This is a genomic window from Dyadobacter sp. 3J3, from assembly GCF_009801115.1.
Lineage (GTDB): Bacteria > Bacteroidota > Bacteroidia > Cytophagales > Spirosomataceae > Dyadobacter.
Window position 1 is genome coordinate 417696 of sequence record NZ_VTOL01000003.1, and the last position, 20020, is coordinate 437715.

Below are 20020 nucleotides of genomic sequence, written 5' to 3' on the forward strand. Positions count from 1 at the left end.
TATCATTATTTCACTTTGATAGTACCCTTAAACTCCTGATCCTGATTGTACAATACCAGCCCGAGTAGTTTCCATTGATGATCTCCCCTTACATGATAGTTGACAATCCCATTTTCCATTACGGCAGAAGTCAATCCGGGATTCCATCCATGTCCGGAAATCAGCCCGTTTACCAGGATCTTTGAGGATAATTGTCCGGTGTAGGTTGAGTCTTTTGTGTAAATATAACTGAGATCCAAATGATAGGAAATTGCATTTTCCAGATTCTGCATCCCAACGGCTTCATTCTGTTTCATTTGATATCCCTTGTCCTGGTTACTCACCACCGATCCTTTTATGAAAGAAAAAATGCCAATGACAAAAATGATAGTCGAAACCATGCCCATTTCTTTCAAAAACAATTTTAAAGCACCGAATGCGATTAAAAGAAACCAGACAAGCATTCCTATATTAAACAAAGACCATAAAAGGTAAATCATTTATAAACTGATTAGAGAGGTTGGAAAAAGTAAAGCAGCCGGACGTCCAGCTGCCTTTACTTTTCATATTAAAAAAATCTATTGCGGAAGTCTGTCTCTTCCCTGACGCTCAAACATCCACTGCGGATATTCCGTGTTGAGCATACTGATATCATATAATTGCGCAAGATCCGACTGAGACAATGAAACGGTCGTTGATGCGATGTTATCTTTTAATTGTTCCGGTTTTTTAGCTCCGATTATTACACTTGTCACGCTTTTTTGATGTAATAACCAAGCCAAAGCAATTTGCGCAACTGACACGCCGTGCGATTCTGCAATAGGTTGAATGACGTCGATAATATCATACGCTTTTTCCTTATCAATTGGGGGAAAATCAAAATTATCACGACGGTTGTCCCCTGAGGTTTCATTATTTCTTGTATATTTTCCGGAAAGAAAGCCGCCCGCTAATGGGCTCCAAGGCATTAAAGCCAGGTTTTGATCTTCCATCATCGGAATTAATTCACGTTCCAGATCACGGCCAGCGATGGTATAATAATGCTGGCAGGCAACAAATTTTGTCCAGCCATTTTTTTCTGCAATACCATTTGCCTTCATAATTTGCCAAGCAGCATGGTTACTCACACCCAGATAACGCACTTTTCCGGAACGAACGATATCTTCCAAGCCTCGCATCGTTTCTTCCAACGGCGTATAAGCATCAACACCGTGGATGTAGAAAAGATCGATATGGTCCATGTCCAGACGGCGCAAACTGTCATTTACTGAGTCCATAATATGCAATCTTGACAAGCCGATCTGGTTAGCGCCTGGTGCCATTCTGCCTCTGGCTTTTGTCGCAACCACCACTTCACTCCTGCTGATTCCCAGATCCTTGAATGACTTTCCAAGTATTTCTTCAGACTTACCGTAAGAATAAACGTTAGCGGTGTCAAAGAAATTTATTCCACTGTCGAACGCCGTTTTTACCAAAGCACTACCTTCTTCCTGTTGAAGTTTACCAATGGCTTCCCAATATCCATCACCACCAAAAGTCATGGTACCGAAACATAATTCCGAAACCAGAACACCGGTGTTCCCTAAAAACTTATATTTCATGATAGTCTGTTTTTGAATGAACACGATTACTGCCCTTAAAATTAAGGTTTATTTCAGGAGGGTAATGTTATTGTTTGAACAAATGTTTGAAATGATCTGACCAAATATTACGAACCAAATACAACTTCATTTAATCAAAGTTTGATTAAATGACATCAAAACGCAGATTTTTGATTGTATTTGAGATAAAGAGTTTAATTTCAAATCCGATACATACACTTTAATGATTTAACAGTATGAAGAATTTTTCTTTGACATCCTGCTTTGGGACGCTTTCGAAGTTGCTACTTGGTATATTGATTGTAACTCTAACCAGGATAACTGTTAACGCTCAAATTAAATTTACACAAGGAGTAATCATCTATAAAGTTGATTCTGTTCTAACTGGCAAGCCAAAAGATTCCATAGATATTACCCTAAGCGAAATAAAGCTGTTCAAAAAAAACAATCTGTTTAGGGCAGATGTTACCACAGTACAACCAAAGAATCCCGAGAATTTTAATACATTTTCAGAAATCATCAACGAGAAAGGAAAGTATTTTTTATATGATCCTCAATTAGGAGAGCTTGTAAAAAAACTTGCTGTTCTTCTAACGATTGATGACATCAAACAAGGAAGAGCAGAGTTGGGATTTAAGGGAAAAATTCGAGAATTTACTTTTAAAACCAGTTCACAAAAATATACTCTTCTAAACATTCCTGTTAAAAAGATGTATCGAATTGAAAAAGAAAAAAATGAAACCCTTGAACTAGCGTTAGCTGAGGATATAAAAACTTCGTTTGGTTTTTTCTTTCCTGAATACTTGAAACTAGATGGAACTCCGTTACAGTTCTACTACGAAGAAAACGATATTTTATACCACCTAACTGCCGAAAGTGTTACAGAAATGGCAATTGATGATGATCTTTTTACCATAGGTCCTGAATATGATATTTTCCCGTTGAGCACGGTATTGTCTTCTTTTGGCAAAAATTAAGAAGCTCCAATGTTGATATTCATTTCAACGTTGGAGCTTTAAAATATTAATAATACCTGATTAAGATTCAGGATACTGTGTTGTTACTCAAACAAATCCTCAGACCTATCCAGCATCAAAATCGACCCTTGTGGAACGATTACATATTTCTCTCCATCATATTCCAGATCAATCGCATTTCTTTGCAGGTAAATAGCAATATCACCTTCCTTGGCCTGCAAAGGCATATATTTCAATTTTTCTTCCGATTCTTTCCACGGCTCATCTTCGGACGGCGTTGGAATTGGATATCCCGGACCAACCTTAATCACGTAACCACTTTGAACCTGTTCTCTTTCGGTAATTGTCGGAGGTAAATACAAACCGCTGTTCGTGCGGTCCGTAGGACTTTTTGGTTTTATCAAAACACGATCTCCAACGATAATTAATCTTCTTAACCGGTTGTCTGCTGTAACTTCGTACATATCTATAAATCTGTCGTGGTGCGACGTTAGTTTTTAATTAGTAAAGTGCATTGTAAAAAATAGTACTAGACCCTTTTTCTGTCAGCTTGGCAGAAATTAAAGACACAAATAGTCAAACTTTCAAAAATTGCATTGAAAATCTGTCAATTAAAATTCAGCTGGAAATTAAAACTGGAAGTAAATAAATTGATTTGTTGTAACGACTCCCAGGAAGTAGGTCAGGAATGAAAGCGTAATAAAAAGGATAAAAAATCCGGTTGTGTTTTTAGTTGGGATGTTTTGGTAATAATGTTCTTTAACCAAAAGAAACAACATCAAAAAAACACAAAACCACATCTCAACCTGATTAAAAGGTGTATTGATTTTATCAGCAAAAGATAAAGTTGGAATTTTTTTCAGGATAACAAGTGAGTTTCTGAGGTTATTCCGGAAAAATATCCAGGCTATCGTTACCAGAACGAATGTTACAAGAATACCCAGAAATCTGGAAACTGCGTTGTCCGGAAACGAAATTCCAGCCTTTTTCATCCACTTATCACGCAAAGCTGCTGTAACCTGATAAGTACCATGCAGACCGCCCCAAATCACAAATTGCCAGCTCGCGCCGTGCCATAGTCCGCTGACCAAAAATACGATGAACTGATTGCGGTATTTATTAAATTCTCCTTTTCTGTTTCCTCCTAAAGGAATATACAGATAATCCCTAAACCAGGTTGATAAGGAAATATGCCATCTCCCCCAGAATTCTGCCACCGACCTGGCTTCGTAAGGCGAACGAAAATTGTCCATTAATGTGAAGCCCATCACACGCGCAGCGCCAATAGCTATATCGGAATATCCTGAGAAGTCACAATAAATCTGGAAGGAATAGAAAACCATCGCCGTAACGATTGTCAATCCGTTTTGTTCTGCGGGATTGATATAAGCAAAATCAACCACCTGGGAAAGCCTGTCTGCAATGACGATTTTCTTAAAAAAGCCAAAAGCCATTTGTACCAAACCGGATTTTACCTGTTCAAAATCATACTTAAAATAAGAATGAAACTGATACAGCATATTCTGCGGACGCTCGATTGGCCCGGCCACAAGCTGCGGGTAAAACATCACATACAGGGCGTAAATACCAAAATTTCTTTCCGGTTCCTGATTCCCACGGTATACTTCAATCGTATAACTCATGGCCTGGAAAGTGTGAAAAGACAGACCGATCGGCAATAAAACGTGGCCTGCATTATTAACCATCCATGTCAGAATAACTTCCGGAATAACTCTTTCCAGATGCGGAATTACTGGTCGGAAACCAATTATTTGCAGTGCATGGTTTACTGAATTTTCAAGAAAATCGTAATATTTAAAAAAACAGAGAATACCGATATTCGATATCAGACTGATAATCAGTAATAGTTTTTTCTGCTTCTGATCTTTCGTTTTTGCAATCCAGATCCCGGCGTAATAGTCAATGACAATGGTACCAAACAGGATCAGAATAAAAACCGGTTTGAAAACCATGTAAAAATAACAACTCGCCGCCAGCAGCAGAATCCATCGTCCACGCCATGACAGGCTGAAATAAGCCAGCGTGACTACAATGAAAAATATCAGAAACTGTATGGAATTGAAAAGCATTTGTTAAATATACTCGCGGTTTATAATCTCTTCTTTAACTATGTACAAAGGACGGTTTTTTGACTGAAAAAATATCCTGAGCACATATTCACCAATAATCCCAAGTGCCAGAAGCTGCACGCCGCTGAAAAGAATGATCACAAAAAGCAATGCTGTGAACCCCTCTATTACCTGGACAAAAAAGAGTTTTTTAACAACGACAATGATGAAATAAACCAGGGAAATAAGAATGGCCAAAACGCCCATTCTGCTCATGAACTTGATTGGAAATTCACTAAAATTAAATATTCCGTTGTAGGCTAATCCGAATAATTGCTTGAAGGAATATTTTGATTCGCCTGCTACCCGTGCATCTCTTTCGTATTCAAAACCGGTTTGGTTGAATCCGATCCACGACCGCATTCCACGGAGATACCGGCTTTCTTCCGGCATTTTATTCATGACATCCACAACACGGCGGCTGATCAATGCAAAATCTCCTGAATCAAGCGGAATTTCAACATAAGAAATCGAACGCAGCAAGCGGTAAAATAAATGATATCCGGTTTTTTTGATAAAACTTTCCTTCCGTTTTTTCCGGACCGCATATACCACATCATTGCCTTCCTGCAACAATTTGTAAAAATCTGGCAGCAGTTCGGGTGGATCCTGTAAATCTCCGTCGATCACAAATACGGCTTCACTACCTCGTGCCGATGCAATGCCAGCCGTTAGTGCAAGCTGATGCCCATGGTTTCTCGATAAAAATACGCCATGATAACGCTCGTCCGTCAAAGCCAGTTGACGCATTCTTAAAGCGGTATCATCCCTGCTCCCGTCATCAATCAACACCACCTCAATCGTTAACGGACTGGAATCCATTAATGCGCTGAGACGCTGAATCAGCTGTGGAAAAGACTCTGACTCATTGTACAACGGAGCAACAATAGATATTTGCGGGGTTTTCAATATGCTTTTTTTAAACGATTAGACAACGGTCGCAAAAATACGCCTTTAAACGAAATTTGGAATCATTGATTTATTTAAGGTACCGTTATGCTTTGTAAAATGCCACCGGTAACTTCATTTCCATTCACTTTTACCACACCCAAATCATAGGATCCGGGAAGCAGCGAGGTCATTGGTACTTCCACATTGGAACCATTAAAATACTGCCTGAATATGTTTTTTCCGGTATATTTATTCTGTTCCAGTTTAAACAGATACACTTGCTCTTTATTTTTCACAAAGGCATACTGTCCCGTATTTGAACTTAATTTGGCAGTAGAATCCTGAATCAGGATTTTCCCATCCAACATTTTGGCCGACACATCAAAATTGGCCGGAACGGGTGTTTGTATCTTTTTAATCTCGGCCGCCAAGTGGTCTGGCCCTGTCGGATACTTGTAAATATCCATTGCTACCATTTCTTTCATCAAAATATCAACGTATTTGGCAGCCCCGGAAAATGGTACATGCCCGAGTCCATATCCGTTAAATTCCTGATTATATCCATTTACAGAAAGATATTTCTTCCGTTCCTGAATGACGGGCAAATAGCTGTAAATGGAGAAACACCAGATCAAAAGACTTAGAAATATAGCAAGCTGAAACCCTCTTTCCTGCAAATTGATTTTGACCGTTGATGAAATAAATGACAGATAAGCAATTATCAGGAACAGGGCTGGATACATTTTGTAATTACTTACGATCATTACAAAAAAACCAAATCGAGGCCTCAACAACCCGATAACCAGCGCATTCATCAGCAAAAAGACAAGTATTCCCAAAAGGAATTCCTGAAACGATTTACGCCCAATTTCATGCACAGAAAACGAGTTCACAAATTCAGGTAATTTTTGCGCGTTGTTGAAAGTCTTTTTAAACCATGATAACACAAGCGTCAAAAGCCAGATTCCAATCCATACCATCATAGCCAGCCCCATAATGACGGGAAGAACGGATCTGGTCACAATTGTTTTTTCAGGAAAAAAGTCGAACAAACCGCCCAGAAAAGCAAAAAATCCTAGAAAAGATAGATGTGGATATTGTTTAAAATAGGCGATACTGGATTCATTTCCCTGGGTTGTTAACCCGAAAAAATAAAATCCAATGGCAGCGGCGCCGGTAATGCACCAAATTCCGAGTAGTTTATAATTAGATCTCAATATCAAAATCACGGCTCCGGAAACCCAAACAAAAATACCATTGCTCATAGAATAGGTTGCACAGACCGCGGCAAAAAGCGCCCAGCCGAAACGATTCCTGGCCAGCAATAACATCGAAAGACTTACAAAGAAAATGACTGGCTGATGCTGAAGACTACAAATCGCCCAAAGAAAAACCAGATGATATTGAAGCTGAAATAATAAAAACGGAACCGGTAGAAAATACCACCATTTTAATTTACTGTCTTTGAAAGAAGTCCAGAAAAGGAACAAAGTCCCGAGTGTAAAACAAGCTCCGGCAATGTGAAGGAATGTAAAATTAAGATGCCCGGTAATGCCATAATAAAATAAAGTGACCAACTTCCCAATCACCATCCGGTGTTCGTTGTTTGGCTGAAAAAGCAGCCGCAAATGGTCCGATAAAGTAGCACTGTTGATCCATTGACGAAGAAAATCCGGAAAAGGATCAAAATCATCGTACCATGGTACATTTACAGAATTATTTAGAATGACAAATACCCAAAAAACAATAGGTATTGCTACTAAACCGGCAAGTATTAATTTGTTTTTATTCACTTTGTTTCAATCATAATGATAGCCTCTTTTCCGAAATAACCTGCCATGCATTTATTCCACCAATGATCTCTATTTGTGGAGATATCGTCAAAATAAAGAGACATTGGCCTGGTTTTGATTGGAGGCAAATAGACGATCCGCGTTTTTGAATTTTGGATCAAAGCATATCGCTCATCCGTTTCTCTGCTGAATGCAGCCGCTTTTCCTCTTAATAAATCAGAATAAATCATTTTCACATTCGCGCTTCGGAAGAAAGAAAAAGCAATGGAAATGACCAGGAGCGAATAAAGCACGCCATAACGCAAAAACGATAACGGGAAATTCGGTGTATACCGTTTATGGAAATAATGGAAAATTACCCCGATCACATAAAACCACCCGATCAGGAAAAACAGATAAACACAGTTCACTGCACGTAATGAAGGCTCAATTCCTATTCCATAATACGAAGGGAATATCTGACCTGCCAACACACCAATATAAAGCAAAATGGCAAACCATACCGGCATCGAAAAGTAATTGCGCGCACCGACCGATATTTTGGAAAGCACAATGACCCAGGCCAGAGAAAAGATAAGTAATGGTGTTTTAAATATCCACGGGAAACTTAAAATCGCCAGTTGCTTAAAAGATGAAATGATTGAAAAGCCGATATTTCTGCTCATTGGATTGCCATCCAGGCGAGCCGAATTTCCGGGAGCAGACAGGAAAATATAAACGGACAAAACTCCAATAATCAGCATACTGATCATTAAGCTATCCACTTTTTTGTGAAAAACAAGACGGTAAAACCATAATGCACCCAATAGCATTACAAGAATAACCAGATTGGTTTCACTACATCCGATAATTGCGAAAACCATCAGATTGGCTAAAATAGCCAATAAAGTTTTCCTGGTATCCTGACGATACCAGTCCAGTACAACGGCAACCCATAATAAAGTGAGAATATTTGGAACCGTATAGGTAACAAATGCAGCCATCCAGTAGAAACCTTCAACGATACTGGCCATTTTGAGTATATACAGAAAGAAGACAACACCGGCAAAACCAAGATGCGCTGCCCGCGATAAAGTGGGCGTAAGATGACGGAATAAATTGTAAAAGGCGAACAACATAGCCATAAACAAAACCACCGGAATCACCTTAAATCCAGTTATGGAATGAAATAACAGCGGATTGGAATGATTCAGCAAAATACCAAAATAACGTCCTGTCCATCCTGAATAATAAAAATTCATCGCTTCCCACCAGCTGTATTTGAAAACCGTATCGATATAACAGTAATCGTCGGCAGGAGATGGATGGTTAAAATAAGACAATGCCAGCAAGGGTAAAAGCACGCTCAAAACTAGAAGCATGTTAATCAAATTGCCAACGGTCCGGTATTTCTTATAAAATCTATTCATTAACTGTTTTTTCAATAATGTAGCGTGGACGACCTTTTACTTCTTCATATATTTTGCCGATGTATTCGCCGATCAATCCCAGCGCCATCATATTGGAACCGCTGAAAAAAGTAAGCGGTAGCATCGTCGAAGTCCAGCCCGGAACGGTATGACCGATGATATAGGAAAAGAAAATATAAGCCACAATGACCATGGCGACCATAAAATTAAAAACACCGAAGTAAAGTACGAGCCGCATGGGAAAGGTAGAAAATGAAGTGATACCATTCCAGGCAAAAAGCAACATTTTACTTAACGGATATTTAGTCTCGCCGGCAGCGCGTTCCAGACGGTTGTAAACCACCTTGTCATTTCTGAAACCGATCAGTGGAACAATGCCGCGAAGGAACATATTAATTTCCTTAAAGTTGCCCAGCTCCTGAAGAACCCGACGATCCATCAAACGGAAATCAGCGTGGTTGAAAACAACAGGGACACCCATTTTCTGCATCACTACATAAAAACTTTCGGCTGAAAAGCGCTTGAACCAGCTATCAGAACTTCTGTCACCGCGTACACCGTACACAACCATAGCGCCTTCCCGGTGTTTTTCAATCATGGAAGTTATGGCATTAATGTCATCTTGTAAATCTGCGTCGATGGTAATGAAGCAGTCAAAATCGTCAATATATTTTTCCAAACCGGCCATGATAGCACTTTGATGGCCAAAATTCCGGGAAAGTTTGACACCGATAATGGTATCATCCTGATGGCACAATTCTTCAATAATATCCCAGGTTTTATCCCGGCTGCCATCGTTCACAAAACAGATTTTGCTGTCTGCAGCAATTAGTCCCCGTTCCTTAATACCAGCGTAATAAGCTTTCAGCGTTGAATAGGTAAGATTCAAAATCGCCTCCTCATTGTAACATGGTACTACTAAAAGTAAACGGGATAAATTCATGTGTTTAAATTTGTTGATGGGACAAAAATAGTAGTAATATGTTAATTAAGTAGTTTTTGTCCTTTTTTGAAAAGTTTTGCCGTTCAATATGGGGTACAAAAGTACTGCGAGCAGGATTAAAATTGTTCCCATGTAAAAGCCCTGCGTCATTCTTTCCTTTTCTCCGAAATAGAAAAAAGCAAGTGCAATTCCATAAACCGGTTCCAGGTTGATGGTCAGATTAATAAGGTAAGCCGAAAACTGTTTCATGAGCTGCGTAGCCATTGTACTCGCATAAACCGTGCATATCCACGCAAGAAATAAAATCCAGATCCAGTCCTGTCCTTTTGGCCAAACCGGCATATTATTTGTCCAACCCTGCGATTCTGCAATAATCAGAAACAATAAAGAAAATAAACTGGCTCCAACCATTTCATAAAAAGTGATTGTAAAAGCATCAATTCTTTGAACTAATCGACTGTTTGCAACCGTGAACATAGCTGCCAGTAACGCCGATGCCAGTGCCAGCCCCAATCCTAACGCATGATCAAACTCAAACCGAAAAACAACATACAAACCTGCAAAAGCCAAAATCCCCAGACCAACTTCCAGCGGTTTTACAGGACGACGGTTAACCAAAGGTTCAATTAAACTGGTCCAGAGCGAAGTTGTAGCCATTCCGGCCAAGCAAACTGATGCCGTAGAAACCCGTGCAGCGGCGAAGAAAAGTATCCAGTGCGATGATAAAATGCATCCTACAAAAAACATTCTGCGAAGATCTGCTCCTGTCACATCAAACTTCTTTTTTTTAACAAGCATAACAACAGCCAAACCCAGACCCGCCAAAAAGGTTCTGTAAAAAACCAGCGCTATGGGAGATACGGAAACCATCAGGCCGACGATGGCTGTAAAACCCCAGATCAGCACCAAAAAATGCAGATGCAAATACGACCTGAACGTTGTGGATGTGAACATAAAGTTATCTTGGTAATGTTTTATAAAGCAGCAATCCAATGAAGGAAAACACAATATTAGGCAGCCAAACCGCAAATAATGTACTTACCGTTCCGGCCTCTGCAACTCCTTTTGATAACAGGAAAAAGAGGATATAAATAAACGCCAGCATAAACCCGAGTGCAATTTGCCAGCCCACACCACGTCTACTTTTACGGGCAGAAACGATTACACCAATGGAAGTAAGAATTAAAATGGCAAAAGGCTGGGTAAAACGGACATATTTTTCAATAAGATAAACTTCCAGCCCATCCGCTCCCCTGCTTCGAAGTAATTCAATATAGTTATTTAATTCCGGCAGTGTGAAGGTTTCGTAAAGATTAAAATCACTCTCAAAGTCCTTTGGAGAAAGATTTATCGTCGTATCCATATCCTTGGGATAGCTCAGCTTTTCACTCAGACTGTCAATAGTTCTCACCTGAATGTTCTGGAGCTGCCATTTTTGACTTTTTTGCTGCCATACAATCTTATCAGCGGAAAGTTTCTGAAGAAGTTTATTCCCTTTGATCGTTTCCATCGTAAATTTATTGCCAGTCTTGGTCGCGTTATTATAACTTTCCAGATAGGCATATACATCGGGGGCAATTGTTATATGGACATTGCGTCCACTAAAAGTAAACTCATTTTTGACATAGGTTTTTTCAAACGTATTCCTGATCTTATTCGCTTTTGGTAAAATCCAGCCCACCTGCACAAATGTAACAGCGCCAAGTACAGCAGCACCGACCAGATACGGAAATAAAATTCTCCCAAAACTGATTCCACTGCTTAGCATAGCCACAATTTCTGTCCGTGCCGCAATTCTGGATGTGAAGAAAACCGTGGCAATAAAAACCATCAGCGGACTGATGTAATTAATCCAGTAAGGAATCAGATTGAGGTAATAATCAACCAGGATTTCATTAATTGGCGCTTTCTTTTCAAGAAAATCGTCCACCTTTTCTGTATAATCGATCATACAAATGATCAGTACGATCACAAAGGCTACGAAAAAATAAGTAATCAGGAAATTCTTGATCAGATAACGATCTAATATTTTCAATCTCATGGCTGGGAAAGTCTCATCGGCGTTGTACTAATAAATTTTTAGAAACCTCAAGACTTATAAATAACGTTTGTTTATCCTCAATCTGTACAGATGCCGATTTATCATATTCATTAATTTCCTTTATTTCCAAAGTACATCCAAGCGTAATCCCGGCTCTGTCCAGATGCTGTAAAAACGAAGGCGCGTGATCCAGAACGCCCATCATCCGTACTTTTTCTCCGATTTCAACATCGGTTAAAATCAGATAATCGGGCTCGGTAAGATTTCCTTTTGCATCCGGAATCGGGTCGCCGTGCGGATCAAAACGGGGATGTCCCAGAAATGAATCCAGACGTTCTACCAGATGATCCGATGGAATATGTTCAAGCTCTTCGGCAATATCATGTACCTCATCCCAGCCAAAACCAAGTTTTTCGACCAAAAACACTTCCCAAAGGCGATGTTTACGAATTACATTGATTGCAACTTTTTCACCGGATTCGGTCAGTCTTACTCCCTGATACTTTTTGTAATGTATCAATCCTTTCTCTGCAAGCTTGCGCAGCATATCTGTAACGGACGCAGCACGTGTGGAAGTACTTTCTGCCAAAGCATTGGTACTTACCTCAAGCCCTTCACGCCCGGAAAGAGCATGAATAATTTTCAAATAATTTTCTTCTGTGAACGAGTTCTGCATCGTATGTTTATCCCAAAACCTCAATATGTCAGCAAAAGTACAATTTACTAATCGGATTTAAAAAAATTTAGATTAACCTAAAAATTGATTTAAAGATTTCCTTACCTTTGTTTTCAATAAACCAAATTGTTTATTTTAGACATTCGAAAAATGTTTGACAATTTAACTACCAGGGATTCATTGCTTAAAAACATCACAGACGATACCAATAAACTTGCTTCGTTGTCGGAAGTTCACGCTTCAATAAATATTCCGGAAGGCGCTGGCTTTTGGAAAAAACTGCTCGCTTTTACGGGCCCGGGGCTCATGGTGGCCGTTGGATATATCGATCCTGGCAACTGGGCAACGGATATCGAAGGCGGTTCACGCTTTGGTTATACCTTACTTACGGTTATTCTGGTTTCCAATTTATTTGCCATGTTGTTACAACATCTGGCTTTAAAGCTGGGTATTGCATCAGGCCGGGATCTGGCTCAGGCGTGCCGGGATTATTATTCCAAACCGGTTTCTTTTGTACTTTGGATTTTATCGGAGATAGCCATTGCAGCAACCGATCTTGCGGAAGTGATAGGATCTGCCATTGCATTAAATTTATTATTTGGCCTTCCCCTGACAGTCGGCATTATTTTTACTTCACTGGATGTACTGCTTGTTTTATATTTCCAGCAAAAAGGGTTCAGAATTATTGAGAGTATTGTTGGTGCATTAATGGGAATCATTTTGCTGAGCTTTATGTATGAAATGATTGTTTCCCAACCATCGGTTTCCGGTATACTGGGTGGACTTCTTCCAAAAACAGAGATCATTACCAATCCGGGAATGCTTTATATCGCAATCGGAATTTTGGGAGCAACAGTGATGCCTCATAATTTATACCTGCATTCCAGCATTGTACAAACAAGAAATTTCAAAAGAGACGAAGAAGGGAAAAAGATGGCAATTAAATTTGCTACCATCGATTCTACGATTTCTCTGGGACTTGCATTTTTTATTAATGCTTCTATTTTAATCCTTGCTGCTGCTGCATTTCATCAAAATGGACATCGCGAAGTGGCCGATATCACAGATGCTTATCATTTGCTTGACCCGTTACTTGGTGTAAGTATGGCCGGTATTTTCTTTGCTTTGGCACTGCTTGCATCCGGACAAAGTTCAACACTAACCGGTACATTGGCAGGACAAATTGTAATGGAAGGATTTTTAAATATTCGGCTGAAACCGTGGATACGCCGGTTGATTACAAGAGCCATTGCCATTATTCCCGCATTAATCGTAACAACGCTTTATGGTGAAAAAGGCATGGCAGAATTGCTTGTTTTCAGTCAGGTTATTCTTTCCCTTCAGTTAAGTTTTGCTGTGGTGCCTTTGGTACTTTTTACTGCCAATCGGAAAATTATGGGCAATTTTGCCAATTCAGGAGGAATTACAATTCTTAGTTGGGTTGTGACACTAATCATCATTTTATTAAATGGTTATCTGCTATTCCGTACTCTTTTTTAAATGTACATAAGGACCAAGAAATTAAATTTTGGCTTACGAGTACCTTCTTTGCCTGCGGTTTCCTAACTTTCGCCGTTTTTAGAGCAAAAATGAATGGAACCCAAACACAATTTTGATAAAATTTCTGCTGCCGGTATTCTTATTGCATTCGGAATTATTTATGGAGACATAGGTACATCGCCGCTTTATGTAATGCAGGCCATTATTGGCAAAGAAGTTATCTCAGACGAAATCATTTACGGTGCCCTCTCCTGCATCGTATGGACTTTGACATTACAAACCACAGTAAAATACGTAATCCTGATACTTCGAGCCGATAACCGTGGCGAAGGCGGGATTTTTGCTTTGTATGCGCTGGTGCGGAAACATGCACGCTGGCTTACTGTTCCTGCCATTATTGGAGGAAGTACGCTGCTGGCTGACGGAATTATTACGCCACCCATTTCCGTTTCCTCTGCCGTTGAAGGACTCCGGATCCTTTATCCAAATATTCAAACCATTCCGATTGTTATTGCCATCCTAACGGGAATCTTCCTGATTCAGGCTTTTGGAACGAAAATCGTTGGACGCGCATTCGGACCCATTATGATCACATGGTTTTCAATGCTCGGTGTTTTGGGATTGTATCAGGTAATGGACCATCCGGAAATATTCAAAGCATTAAATCCAATGTATGGCTATGAATTGCTGACGAAACATCCAGGTGGCTTCTGGATGCTTGGAGCTGTTTTTCTTTGTACAACAGGAGCAGAAGCATTATATACAGATCTTGGACATTGTGGCCGGGCCAACATTCGTGTGAGCTGGGTATTTGTCAAAATTTGTCTTGTGCTGAATTATTTTGGACAAGGTGCATGGCTACTTTCTGAAGTTGGAAATATGCTCAATGAACGCAAACCTTTTTACGAAGTAATGCCGGATTGGTGGTTGCTCCCAGGAATTGTCATTGCGACTTCGGCTGCCATTATTGCAAGTCAGGCTTTAATCTCAGGTTCTTTCACTTTGATTTCGGAGGCTATCCGTCTGAATTTCTGGCCAAAAGTACGTTTGGTGTACCCAAGCGACCAGAAAGGCCAACTATATGTGCCGAGCGTAAACTGGCTTCTGTGGCTGGGCTGCATGGTAGTGGTATTTTATTTCAAGGAATCTTCCAATATGGAAGCTGCCTATGGACTTGCCATTACGATGACAATGATTATGACCACAATCCTCTTCTCTTATTACCTATACCTGAAAAGAGTGAATCTGTGGATTGTAATCGTATTCATGCTGCTTTATCTCTCCATTGAAGGACTTTTCCTTGGTGCCAATCTATTGAAATTTACGCATGGAGGCTGGTTTACAATTCTGGTGGGCGTTCTGGTTGCCGGATTGATGTCGGTTTGGCTTCGCGCCTTTTATATCAAATTGCGTTTAACCGAATATACCAAACTCGAATCCTATTTGCCTGCCCTAAAGGAATTGAGCCGGGATATCAGTATTCCTAAATATACAACGCATTTGGTTTTCATGACGAATGCTTCCCGAGTTTCAGAAATTGAAACAAAAGTGATTTATTCCATTTTTCAAAAGCGACCGAAACGTGCTGATATTTATTGGTTTATACACGTAGACACAACAGATGATCCGTACACAATGGAATACAAGGTTAATACCATTGATGATGATGAAACGGTTATCAAGGTAAATTTCAAACTTGGATTCAGGGTTGAACAACGCATTAACCTGTTTTTCCGTAAAGTTGTGGAAGATATGGTAATGAACAAAGAAGTAGATATTACCAGTCGTTACGAATCATTGAGTCGTCAGAATGTTACCGGAGATTTTCGTTTTGTCGTTTTAGAACGGTTCCTATCCTTTGAGAACGATCTGCCTTTTATCGAACAAATGGTTATGAAAACTTACTTTTTCGTGAAAGATTTTACAACGCCGGAAGATAAATGGTTTGGCCTGGATAGCAGTTCTGTGAAAATAGAAAAAGTCCCTCTGATTATCCGTCCGGTTGAAAATGTAAAACTGAGAAGAGTTTACGTTTAGATTAAATCATTACTATTATTTTTAAAGGATCAATATTACTCAGTATGATTGAGGGGTATTGATCCTTTTGATATTTAATTAATCAATTTTTAAATCTTGTCAGTTGTGTATAAAAAAATTATCCACTCCCTACTTTTGATCGTTGTGGGAACTGGTTCCTTTGCCCAAATTCAACCCACCACTATTCCGATTGAAACCCGACAAAATGCGCTGGTACTCCAAACGGATACTGAAAACCATCTCGGCATTATTTATTTTGGAAAGAAATTAAGTCAATCTGCCGAGTATAAATCCATTCCTTCTCAAAGTCGGCAGCATGATGGAAACGCCGGTATCTACAATTCCGCTTACACGCCTGCCGGTACCTGGAATATATCAGAACCTGCGCTTCAGCTTACGCATGGTGATGGAAATAAATCACTGGATCTTGTTTATGTTAGTCATAAAACAACAAAAGAAAATGATAATGTAAGTATTACAAGCATCATTTTAAAGGACCCGGTTTATCCTGTTGAGGTGACACTTTTTTACAAAACCTACTTTCAGGAAAACGTCGTTGAACAATGGAATGTGATTAAAAGCGAAGAAAAAAATCCGGTAACGCTTCAAAAATATGCCTCTGCCAATCTTTATTTCATAGCAAAAGATTACTACCTGACGCATTATAACGGAACCTGGGCCAAGGAAATGAATCCTGAAGAAGAACTGCTGACAGCAGGGATTCGCGTATTGGATTCAAAACTGGGTACACGTGCCAATCTTTTCCAACCGCCAAGTTTTTCTTTATCATTTGATAAACCTGCTACGGAAACGGAAGGTAAAGTATTGTTGGGAACATTAGCATGGTCAGGAAACTTCAAGATGGATTTTGAAGTAGATTCCTATCATAATTTGCGTCTTATTGCTGGTATTAATCCTTACGCTTCCGAATATCCGCTTGCTTCCAAACAGGAATTCAAAACGCCATCTTTCATTTATACTTTTTCGGAAAATGGAAAAGGCGAGGCAAGCCGCAATTTGCACAACTGGGCCAGGAAATATAGAATTCTGGATGGCGAAGGAACAAGAATGACACTTTTAAACAATTGGGAAGCTACATATTTTGATTTTAATGAAGACAAACTTTCAGAACTTTTCAAAGATGGCAAAAAGCTTGGCGTCGATCTATTTTTATTGGATGATGGCTGGTTTGCCAACAAATATCCAAGAAATAATGATAAAGCTGGCTTAGGCGACTGGCAGGAAAATGTCAAGAAATTGCCCCATGGAATCGGTTATCTTGTCAAGGAAGCACAGAAAACAGGGATAAAATTTGGTATTTGGGTGGAGCCTGAAATGGTAAACCCTAAAAGTGAATTGTATGAAAAACATCCTGACTGGGTGATCAAACAACCGCAGCGCCCGGAACATTATATGCGCAACCAGCTTCCGTTGGACTTGTCAAATCCAGAGGTTCAGGATTTTGTCTATGGAATTTTAAACAAACTGTTCACGGAAAATCCAGATATCGCTTATATAAAATGGGATTGTAACGCGATTACTTTTAATGCTTACTCGCCTTATCTCGAAAAAACCAAGCAAAAACAATCTCAATTTTATGTTGATTATGTAAAAGGCTTATATAAAGTTTTGGAAAAATTGCGTGCAAAATATCCAAAAGTCCCGATGATGCTCTGCTCAGGTGGCGGAGGTCGGGTGGATTACGAAGCATTGAAATATTTCACAGAATTCTGGCCTAGTGATAATACGGATCCTCTGGAAAGGATTTTTATGCAATGGGAATATTCTTACTTTTTCCCTGCTATCGCACAAAGTGCACACGTAACGGATTGGGGAAAACAACCTTTAAAATTCCGTACGGATGTGGCGATGATGGGCCGTTTAGGTTATGATATTGTAGTAAGTCATTTGAGTGAAAAAGATTTAAAATTCAGTCAGGAGGTGGTTTCAACTTATAATAGGGTGAAGGACGTAATTTTCCAGGGCGATTTGTTCCGGTTGGTTGATCCTAAGAAAAATGACTACGCGGCTTTGATGTTTGCTGCAAAAAACAAATCCAAAGCGATTTTATTTTCCTATTTAGTCGGTAACAGAAATGGCGATGGCTCAGACACGCCTTTCCGCCTGGAAGGTTTGGACGCTTCTAAAAATTACAAAGTGAAGGAATTGAATTTATATCCGGAAACGAAATCTGCCTTGAAGGAAGACCAGATTTATTCAGGTGAATATTTGATGACAGTTGGATTTAACCCGGTCGTGAATGCGAGGAGAACGAGTGTGGTGGTAGAGATTGTGATGGTGCCGTAGGGGCGACCCTTGTGGTCGCCCGTTGGAATAAATAACCATGGTAATTTATTCCAACGCAAATCAAACGGAATAAATAATCCGTCGTTTGGATAACTATAACCATTAACATATTTTGCAAATTGTGTTTGAGCCCAAAATTATAAATAATTTTGGGCTCAAACGGGCGACCACAAGGGTCGCCCCTACCTGAGGTACACACCTTCTTCGGAGGGACGACTCAGGATTACTTCTACTCTTTCACTGATGGTTGTGCTTAATGAATATCCTACATAATTGGCAGATACCGGGAATAAATGATGCTCACGATCTACGATCACGGCAACTTGCACTTTTTTCATTCTCACTTTAAGAAACGGTTCAAGAGCGAATGCCAGGGTACGTCCGGTGTTTAAAACATCATCCACAACTACTGCAACCTGGTTTTCCAGCAAAACTGAGTCATCGTCAAAATGGATTTCACTTTGCCAGTGAATTGTTTTGTCGAAACGAAGTTCAACCAGTTTCACATCAAGCGGTGAAATGCACTTTAACTCTTCTGTAAGGATTTTTGCAAACTGATATCCCTCTCCTGCTATACCAGCCAGGATGATAGCACTTTCTTCAAAATTTTGTTCATAGATCTCAAAAGCGATCCGCCGGATTTTTTGACGGGTTTGCAGAGAAGTCAATATTTGTCGGTGTGTATCTATATTTGTAATTTCCATTTTAATGTCGTTCAAAATATTCGGGTTTTCTTCAACTTATACTGCTTGTCTTTTTTTTTGTAAAAATCTTATAATCTTCTGAGAACAAAAAATTAAACTAAATAATAGCTATTTCTTGATCTTATCAACCTCCGCAAAATTGACGATCCATTGAGCAAATTGTTTTTCCGATGTTGGTAATTCAAGGCTCATTATTCCCATTTCAACTTTTTGTTCTCCGATTCGTTCCACTCTTAATTCCATCAATGCCTTGTCATAAGCTTTGGGAAATTCAGGATGTGCCTGTATTCCAAGCATCGTTTCGCCAACCTGAAACATGGCATACGGACAATCGGGAGTTTGTGCCAATAAAATACTTTCGGGAGGCAATTTCAAAACCTGATCCTGGCACATCATCAATAGATTGAAAGATGATAACTGAGGTTTCATCCAATTTTGGATTTGCAGTATTTCAAAAGAATGAACGCCAACACACCAGCCCACATCTGATTTTCTTACTTCGCCACCCAACGCTTCACCCAAAATCTGATGCCCGAAACAAACGCCTATATATATTTTTCCTGCATGAAATATTTCCCTGACAAATGCTTTTAGATTCTCGATCCAGTCGTCACCGTCATATACAGAAGACTTTGATCCGGTACAAATGTAGACATCACAAGCATCAACCGAAGAAGGAAAATTTCCATTACAAACATCAAAAAATTCGAATTGCCAGTGAGACGTAACGGAAGCAAACAATGCAGGAAACATCTGACGGTAATCTCCGGCGATGGGCAAAAATTCGTCACGGACATGATCACATTCTAAAAGACCGATTTTCATTAAAAATAACAGATTAATTATTGCCAGGGCTTAAGGCTCAATATTGCTTTAAAATTAAGAAATAATAAAAGATTTGAAATGAAATATGACCAATAAACGGAGGAAACTATCAAGCATGACTTTTTGACGTATATTCACATTAAAATTTAAAAAACACGACATTATTTCCGATTTCTTGTCCCGGCACACTGTTTGATCAGATTATAAT

General features: G+C 39.5%; 17 protein-coding genes. 4 read left to right on the forward strand and 13 right to left on the reverse strand.

Annotated features, from left to right (window positions below):
- Window positions 1–5: 5 nt before the first annotated feature.
- Together FZF08_RS08695 and FZF08_RS08700 are read right to left on the reverse strand one after the other, a co-directional pair.
- Complete coding sequence (locus tag FZF08_RS08695) at window positions 6–479, reverse strand: hypothetical protein (RefSeq protein ID WP_159468242.1); 474 nt, start codon at window positions 477–479, stop codon at window positions 6–8.
- A gap of 78 nt (window positions 480–557) precedes the next feature.
- Entirely contained in the window at window positions 558–1580 is a 1023-nt protein-coding gene (locus FZF08_RS08700) for an aldo/keto reductase (protein WP_159468243.1), read from the reverse strand.
- 236 nt (window positions 1581–1816) lie between these two features.
- On the opposite strand from FZF08_RS08700, the gene FZF08_RS08705 reads away from it, so the two are divergent.
- Window positions 1817–2557, forward strand: coding sequence for a hypothetical protein (locus FZF08_RS08705; protein WP_159468244.1), 741 nt, complete (start codon window positions 1817–1819; stop codon window positions 2555–2557).
- An 83-nt stretch (window positions 2558–2640) separates the two neighbouring features.
- On the opposite strand, the gene FZF08_RS08710 is transcribed toward FZF08_RS08705, so the two are convergent.
- From FZF08_RS08710 to FZF08_RS08750, 9 genes are all read right to left on the reverse strand, one after another.
- Window positions 2641–3021: a co-chaperone GroES family protein gene (locus FZF08_RS08710; RefSeq protein WP_159468245.1), complete on the reverse strand. Its 381-nt coding sequence runs from the start codon at window positions 3019–3021 to the stop codon at window positions 2641–2643.
- Between the two features lie 165 nt (window positions 3022–3186).
- The gene (locus FZF08_RS08715) at window positions 3187–4647 is read right to left on the reverse strand and encodes an MBOAT family protein (protein ID WP_159468246.1); all 1461 of its coding nucleotides are present in this window, start codon (window positions 4645–4647) and stop codon (window positions 3187–3189) included.
- Between the two features lie 3 nt (window positions 4648–4650).
- Window positions 4651–5595 carry a glycosyltransferase family 2 protein gene (locus FZF08_RS08720; RefSeq protein WP_159468247.1) on the reverse strand — a complete coding sequence of 315 codons (945 nt, stop codon included), beginning with the start codon at window positions 5593–5595 and terminating at the stop codon, window positions 4651–4653.
- 74 nt (window positions 5596–5669) lie between these two features.
- Entirely contained in the window at window positions 5670–7370 is a 1701-nt protein-coding gene (locus tag FZF08_RS08725; protein ID WP_159468248.1) for a hypothetical protein, read from the reverse strand.
- Window positions 7367–8779 carry a DUF6056 family protein gene (locus FZF08_RS08730; RefSeq protein ID WP_159468249.1) on the reverse strand — a complete coding sequence of 471 codons (1413 nt, stop codon included), beginning with the start codon at window positions 8777–8779 and terminating at the stop codon, window positions 7367–7369. Before FZF08_RS08730 ends, FZF08_RS08725 begins: the two co-directional genes overlap by 4 nt.
- Entirely contained in the window at window positions 8772–9722 is a 951-nt protein-coding gene (locus FZF08_RS08735) for a glycosyltransferase family 2 protein (protein ID WP_159468250.1), read from the reverse strand. The genes FZF08_RS08730 and FZF08_RS08735 overlap by 8 nt, the downstream gene beginning before the upstream one ends.
- Window positions 9723–9767: 45 nt before the next feature.
- A complete protein-coding gene (locus FZF08_RS08740; RefSeq protein ID WP_159468251.1) occupies window positions 9768–10676 on the reverse strand; it encodes a DMT family transporter in 909 nt (302 codons plus the stop codon).
- Between the two features lie 4 nt (window positions 10677–10680).
- Entirely contained in the window at window positions 10681–11757 is a 1077-nt protein-coding gene (locus FZF08_RS08745; RefSeq protein WP_159468403.1) for an LptF/LptG family permease, read from the reverse strand.
- A gap of 19 nt (window positions 11758–11776) precedes the next feature.
- Window positions 11777–12439: a metal-dependent transcriptional regulator gene (locus FZF08_RS08750; protein WP_159468252.1), complete on the reverse strand. Its 663-nt coding sequence runs from the start codon at window positions 12437–12439 to the stop codon at window positions 11777–11779.
- A 150-nt stretch (window positions 12440–12589) separates the two neighbouring features.
- On the opposite strand from FZF08_RS08750, the gene FZF08_RS08755 reads away from it, so the two are divergent.
- From FZF08_RS08755 to FZF08_RS08765, 3 genes are all read left to right on the forward strand, one after another.
- The gene (locus FZF08_RS08755; protein WP_159468253.1) at window positions 12590–13939 is read left to right on the forward strand and encodes an Nramp family divalent metal transporter; all 1350 of its coding nucleotides are present in this window, start codon (window positions 12590–12592) and stop codon (window positions 13937–13939) included.
- Between the two features lie 93 nt (window positions 13940–14032).
- Entirely contained in the window at window positions 14033–15976 is a 1944-nt protein-coding gene (locus tag FZF08_RS08760; RefSeq protein ID WP_159468254.1) for a KUP/HAK/KT family potassium transporter, read from the forward strand.
- Window positions 15977–16081: 105 nt separating this feature from the next.
- The gene (locus FZF08_RS08765) at window positions 16082–18283 is read left to right on the forward strand and encodes an alpha-galactosidase (RefSeq protein WP_310590587.1); all 2202 of its coding nucleotides are present in this window, start codon (window positions 16082–16084) and stop codon (window positions 18281–18283) included.
- Between the two features lie 182 nt (window positions 18284–18465).
- On the opposite strand, the gene FZF08_RS08770 is transcribed toward FZF08_RS08765, so the two are convergent.
- Together FZF08_RS08770 and FZF08_RS08775 are read right to left on the reverse strand one after the other, a co-directional pair.
- Window positions 18466–18987, reverse strand: coding sequence for a phosphoribosyltransferase family protein (locus FZF08_RS08770; RefSeq protein WP_200837053.1), 522 nt, complete (start codon window positions 18985–18987; stop codon window positions 18466–18468).
- A 108-nt stretch (window positions 18988–19095) separates the two neighbouring features.
- The gene (locus tag FZF08_RS08775) at window positions 19096–19812 is read right to left on the reverse strand and encodes a glutamine amidotransferase-related protein (protein WP_159468256.1); all 717 of its coding nucleotides are present in this window, start codon (window positions 19810–19812) and stop codon (window positions 19096–19098) included.
- Window positions 19813–20020: the final 208 nt, after the last annotated feature.

Bases quoted from the DNA above. Each gene is read 5' to 3' on its own strand.
- FZF08_RS08750 (WP_159468252.1), bottom strand. From the start codon at position 12,439: ATGCAGAACTCGTTCACAGAAGAAAATTATTTGAAAATTATTCATGCT.
- FZF08_RS08760 (WP_159468254.1), top strand. From the start codon at position 14,033: ATGGAACCCAAACACAATTTTGATAAAATTTCTGCTGCCGGTATTCTT.
- FZF08_RS08710 (WP_159468245.1), bottom strand. From the start codon at position 3,021: ATGTACGAAGTTACAGCAGACAACCGGTTAAGAAGATTAATTATCGTT.
- FZF08_RS08700 (WP_159468243.1), bottom strand. From the start codon at position 1,580: ATGAAATATAAGTTTTTAGGGAACACCGGTGTTCTGGTTTCGGAATTA.
- FZF08_RS08740 (WP_159468251.1), bottom strand. From the start codon at position 10,676: ATGTTCACATCCACAACGTTCAGGTCGTATTTGCATCTGCATTTTTTG.
- FZF08_RS08735 (WP_159468250.1), bottom strand. From the start codon at position 9,722: ATGAATTTATCCCGTTTACTTTTAGTAGTACCATGTTACAATGAGGAG.
- FZF08_RS08695 (WP_159468242.1), bottom strand. From the start codon at position 479: ATGATTTACCTTTTATGGTCTTTGTTTAATATAGGAATGCTTGTCTGG.
- FZF08_RS08730 (WP_159468249.1), bottom strand. From the start codon at position 8,779: ATGAATAGATTTTATAAGAAATACCGGACCGTTGGCAATTTGATTAAC.
- FZF08_RS08775 (WP_159468256.1), bottom strand. From the start codon at position 19,812: ATGAAAATCGGTCTTTTAGAATGTGATCATGTCCGTGACGAATTTTTG.
- FZF08_RS08755 (WP_159468253.1), top strand. From the start codon at position 12,590: ATGTTTGACAATTTAACTACCAGGGATTCATTGCTTAAAAACATCACA.
- FZF08_RS08705 (WP_159468244.1), top strand. From the start codon at position 1,817: ATGAAGAATTTTTCTTTGACATCCTGCTTTGGGACGCTTTCGAAGTTG.
- FZF08_RS08770 (WP_200837053.1), bottom strand. From the start codon at position 18,987: ATGGAAATTACAAATATAGATACACACCGACAAATATTGACTTCTCTG.
- FZF08_RS08715 (WP_159468246.1), bottom strand. From the start codon at position 4,647: ATGCTTTTCAATTCCATACAGTTTCTGATATTTTTCATTGTAGTCACG.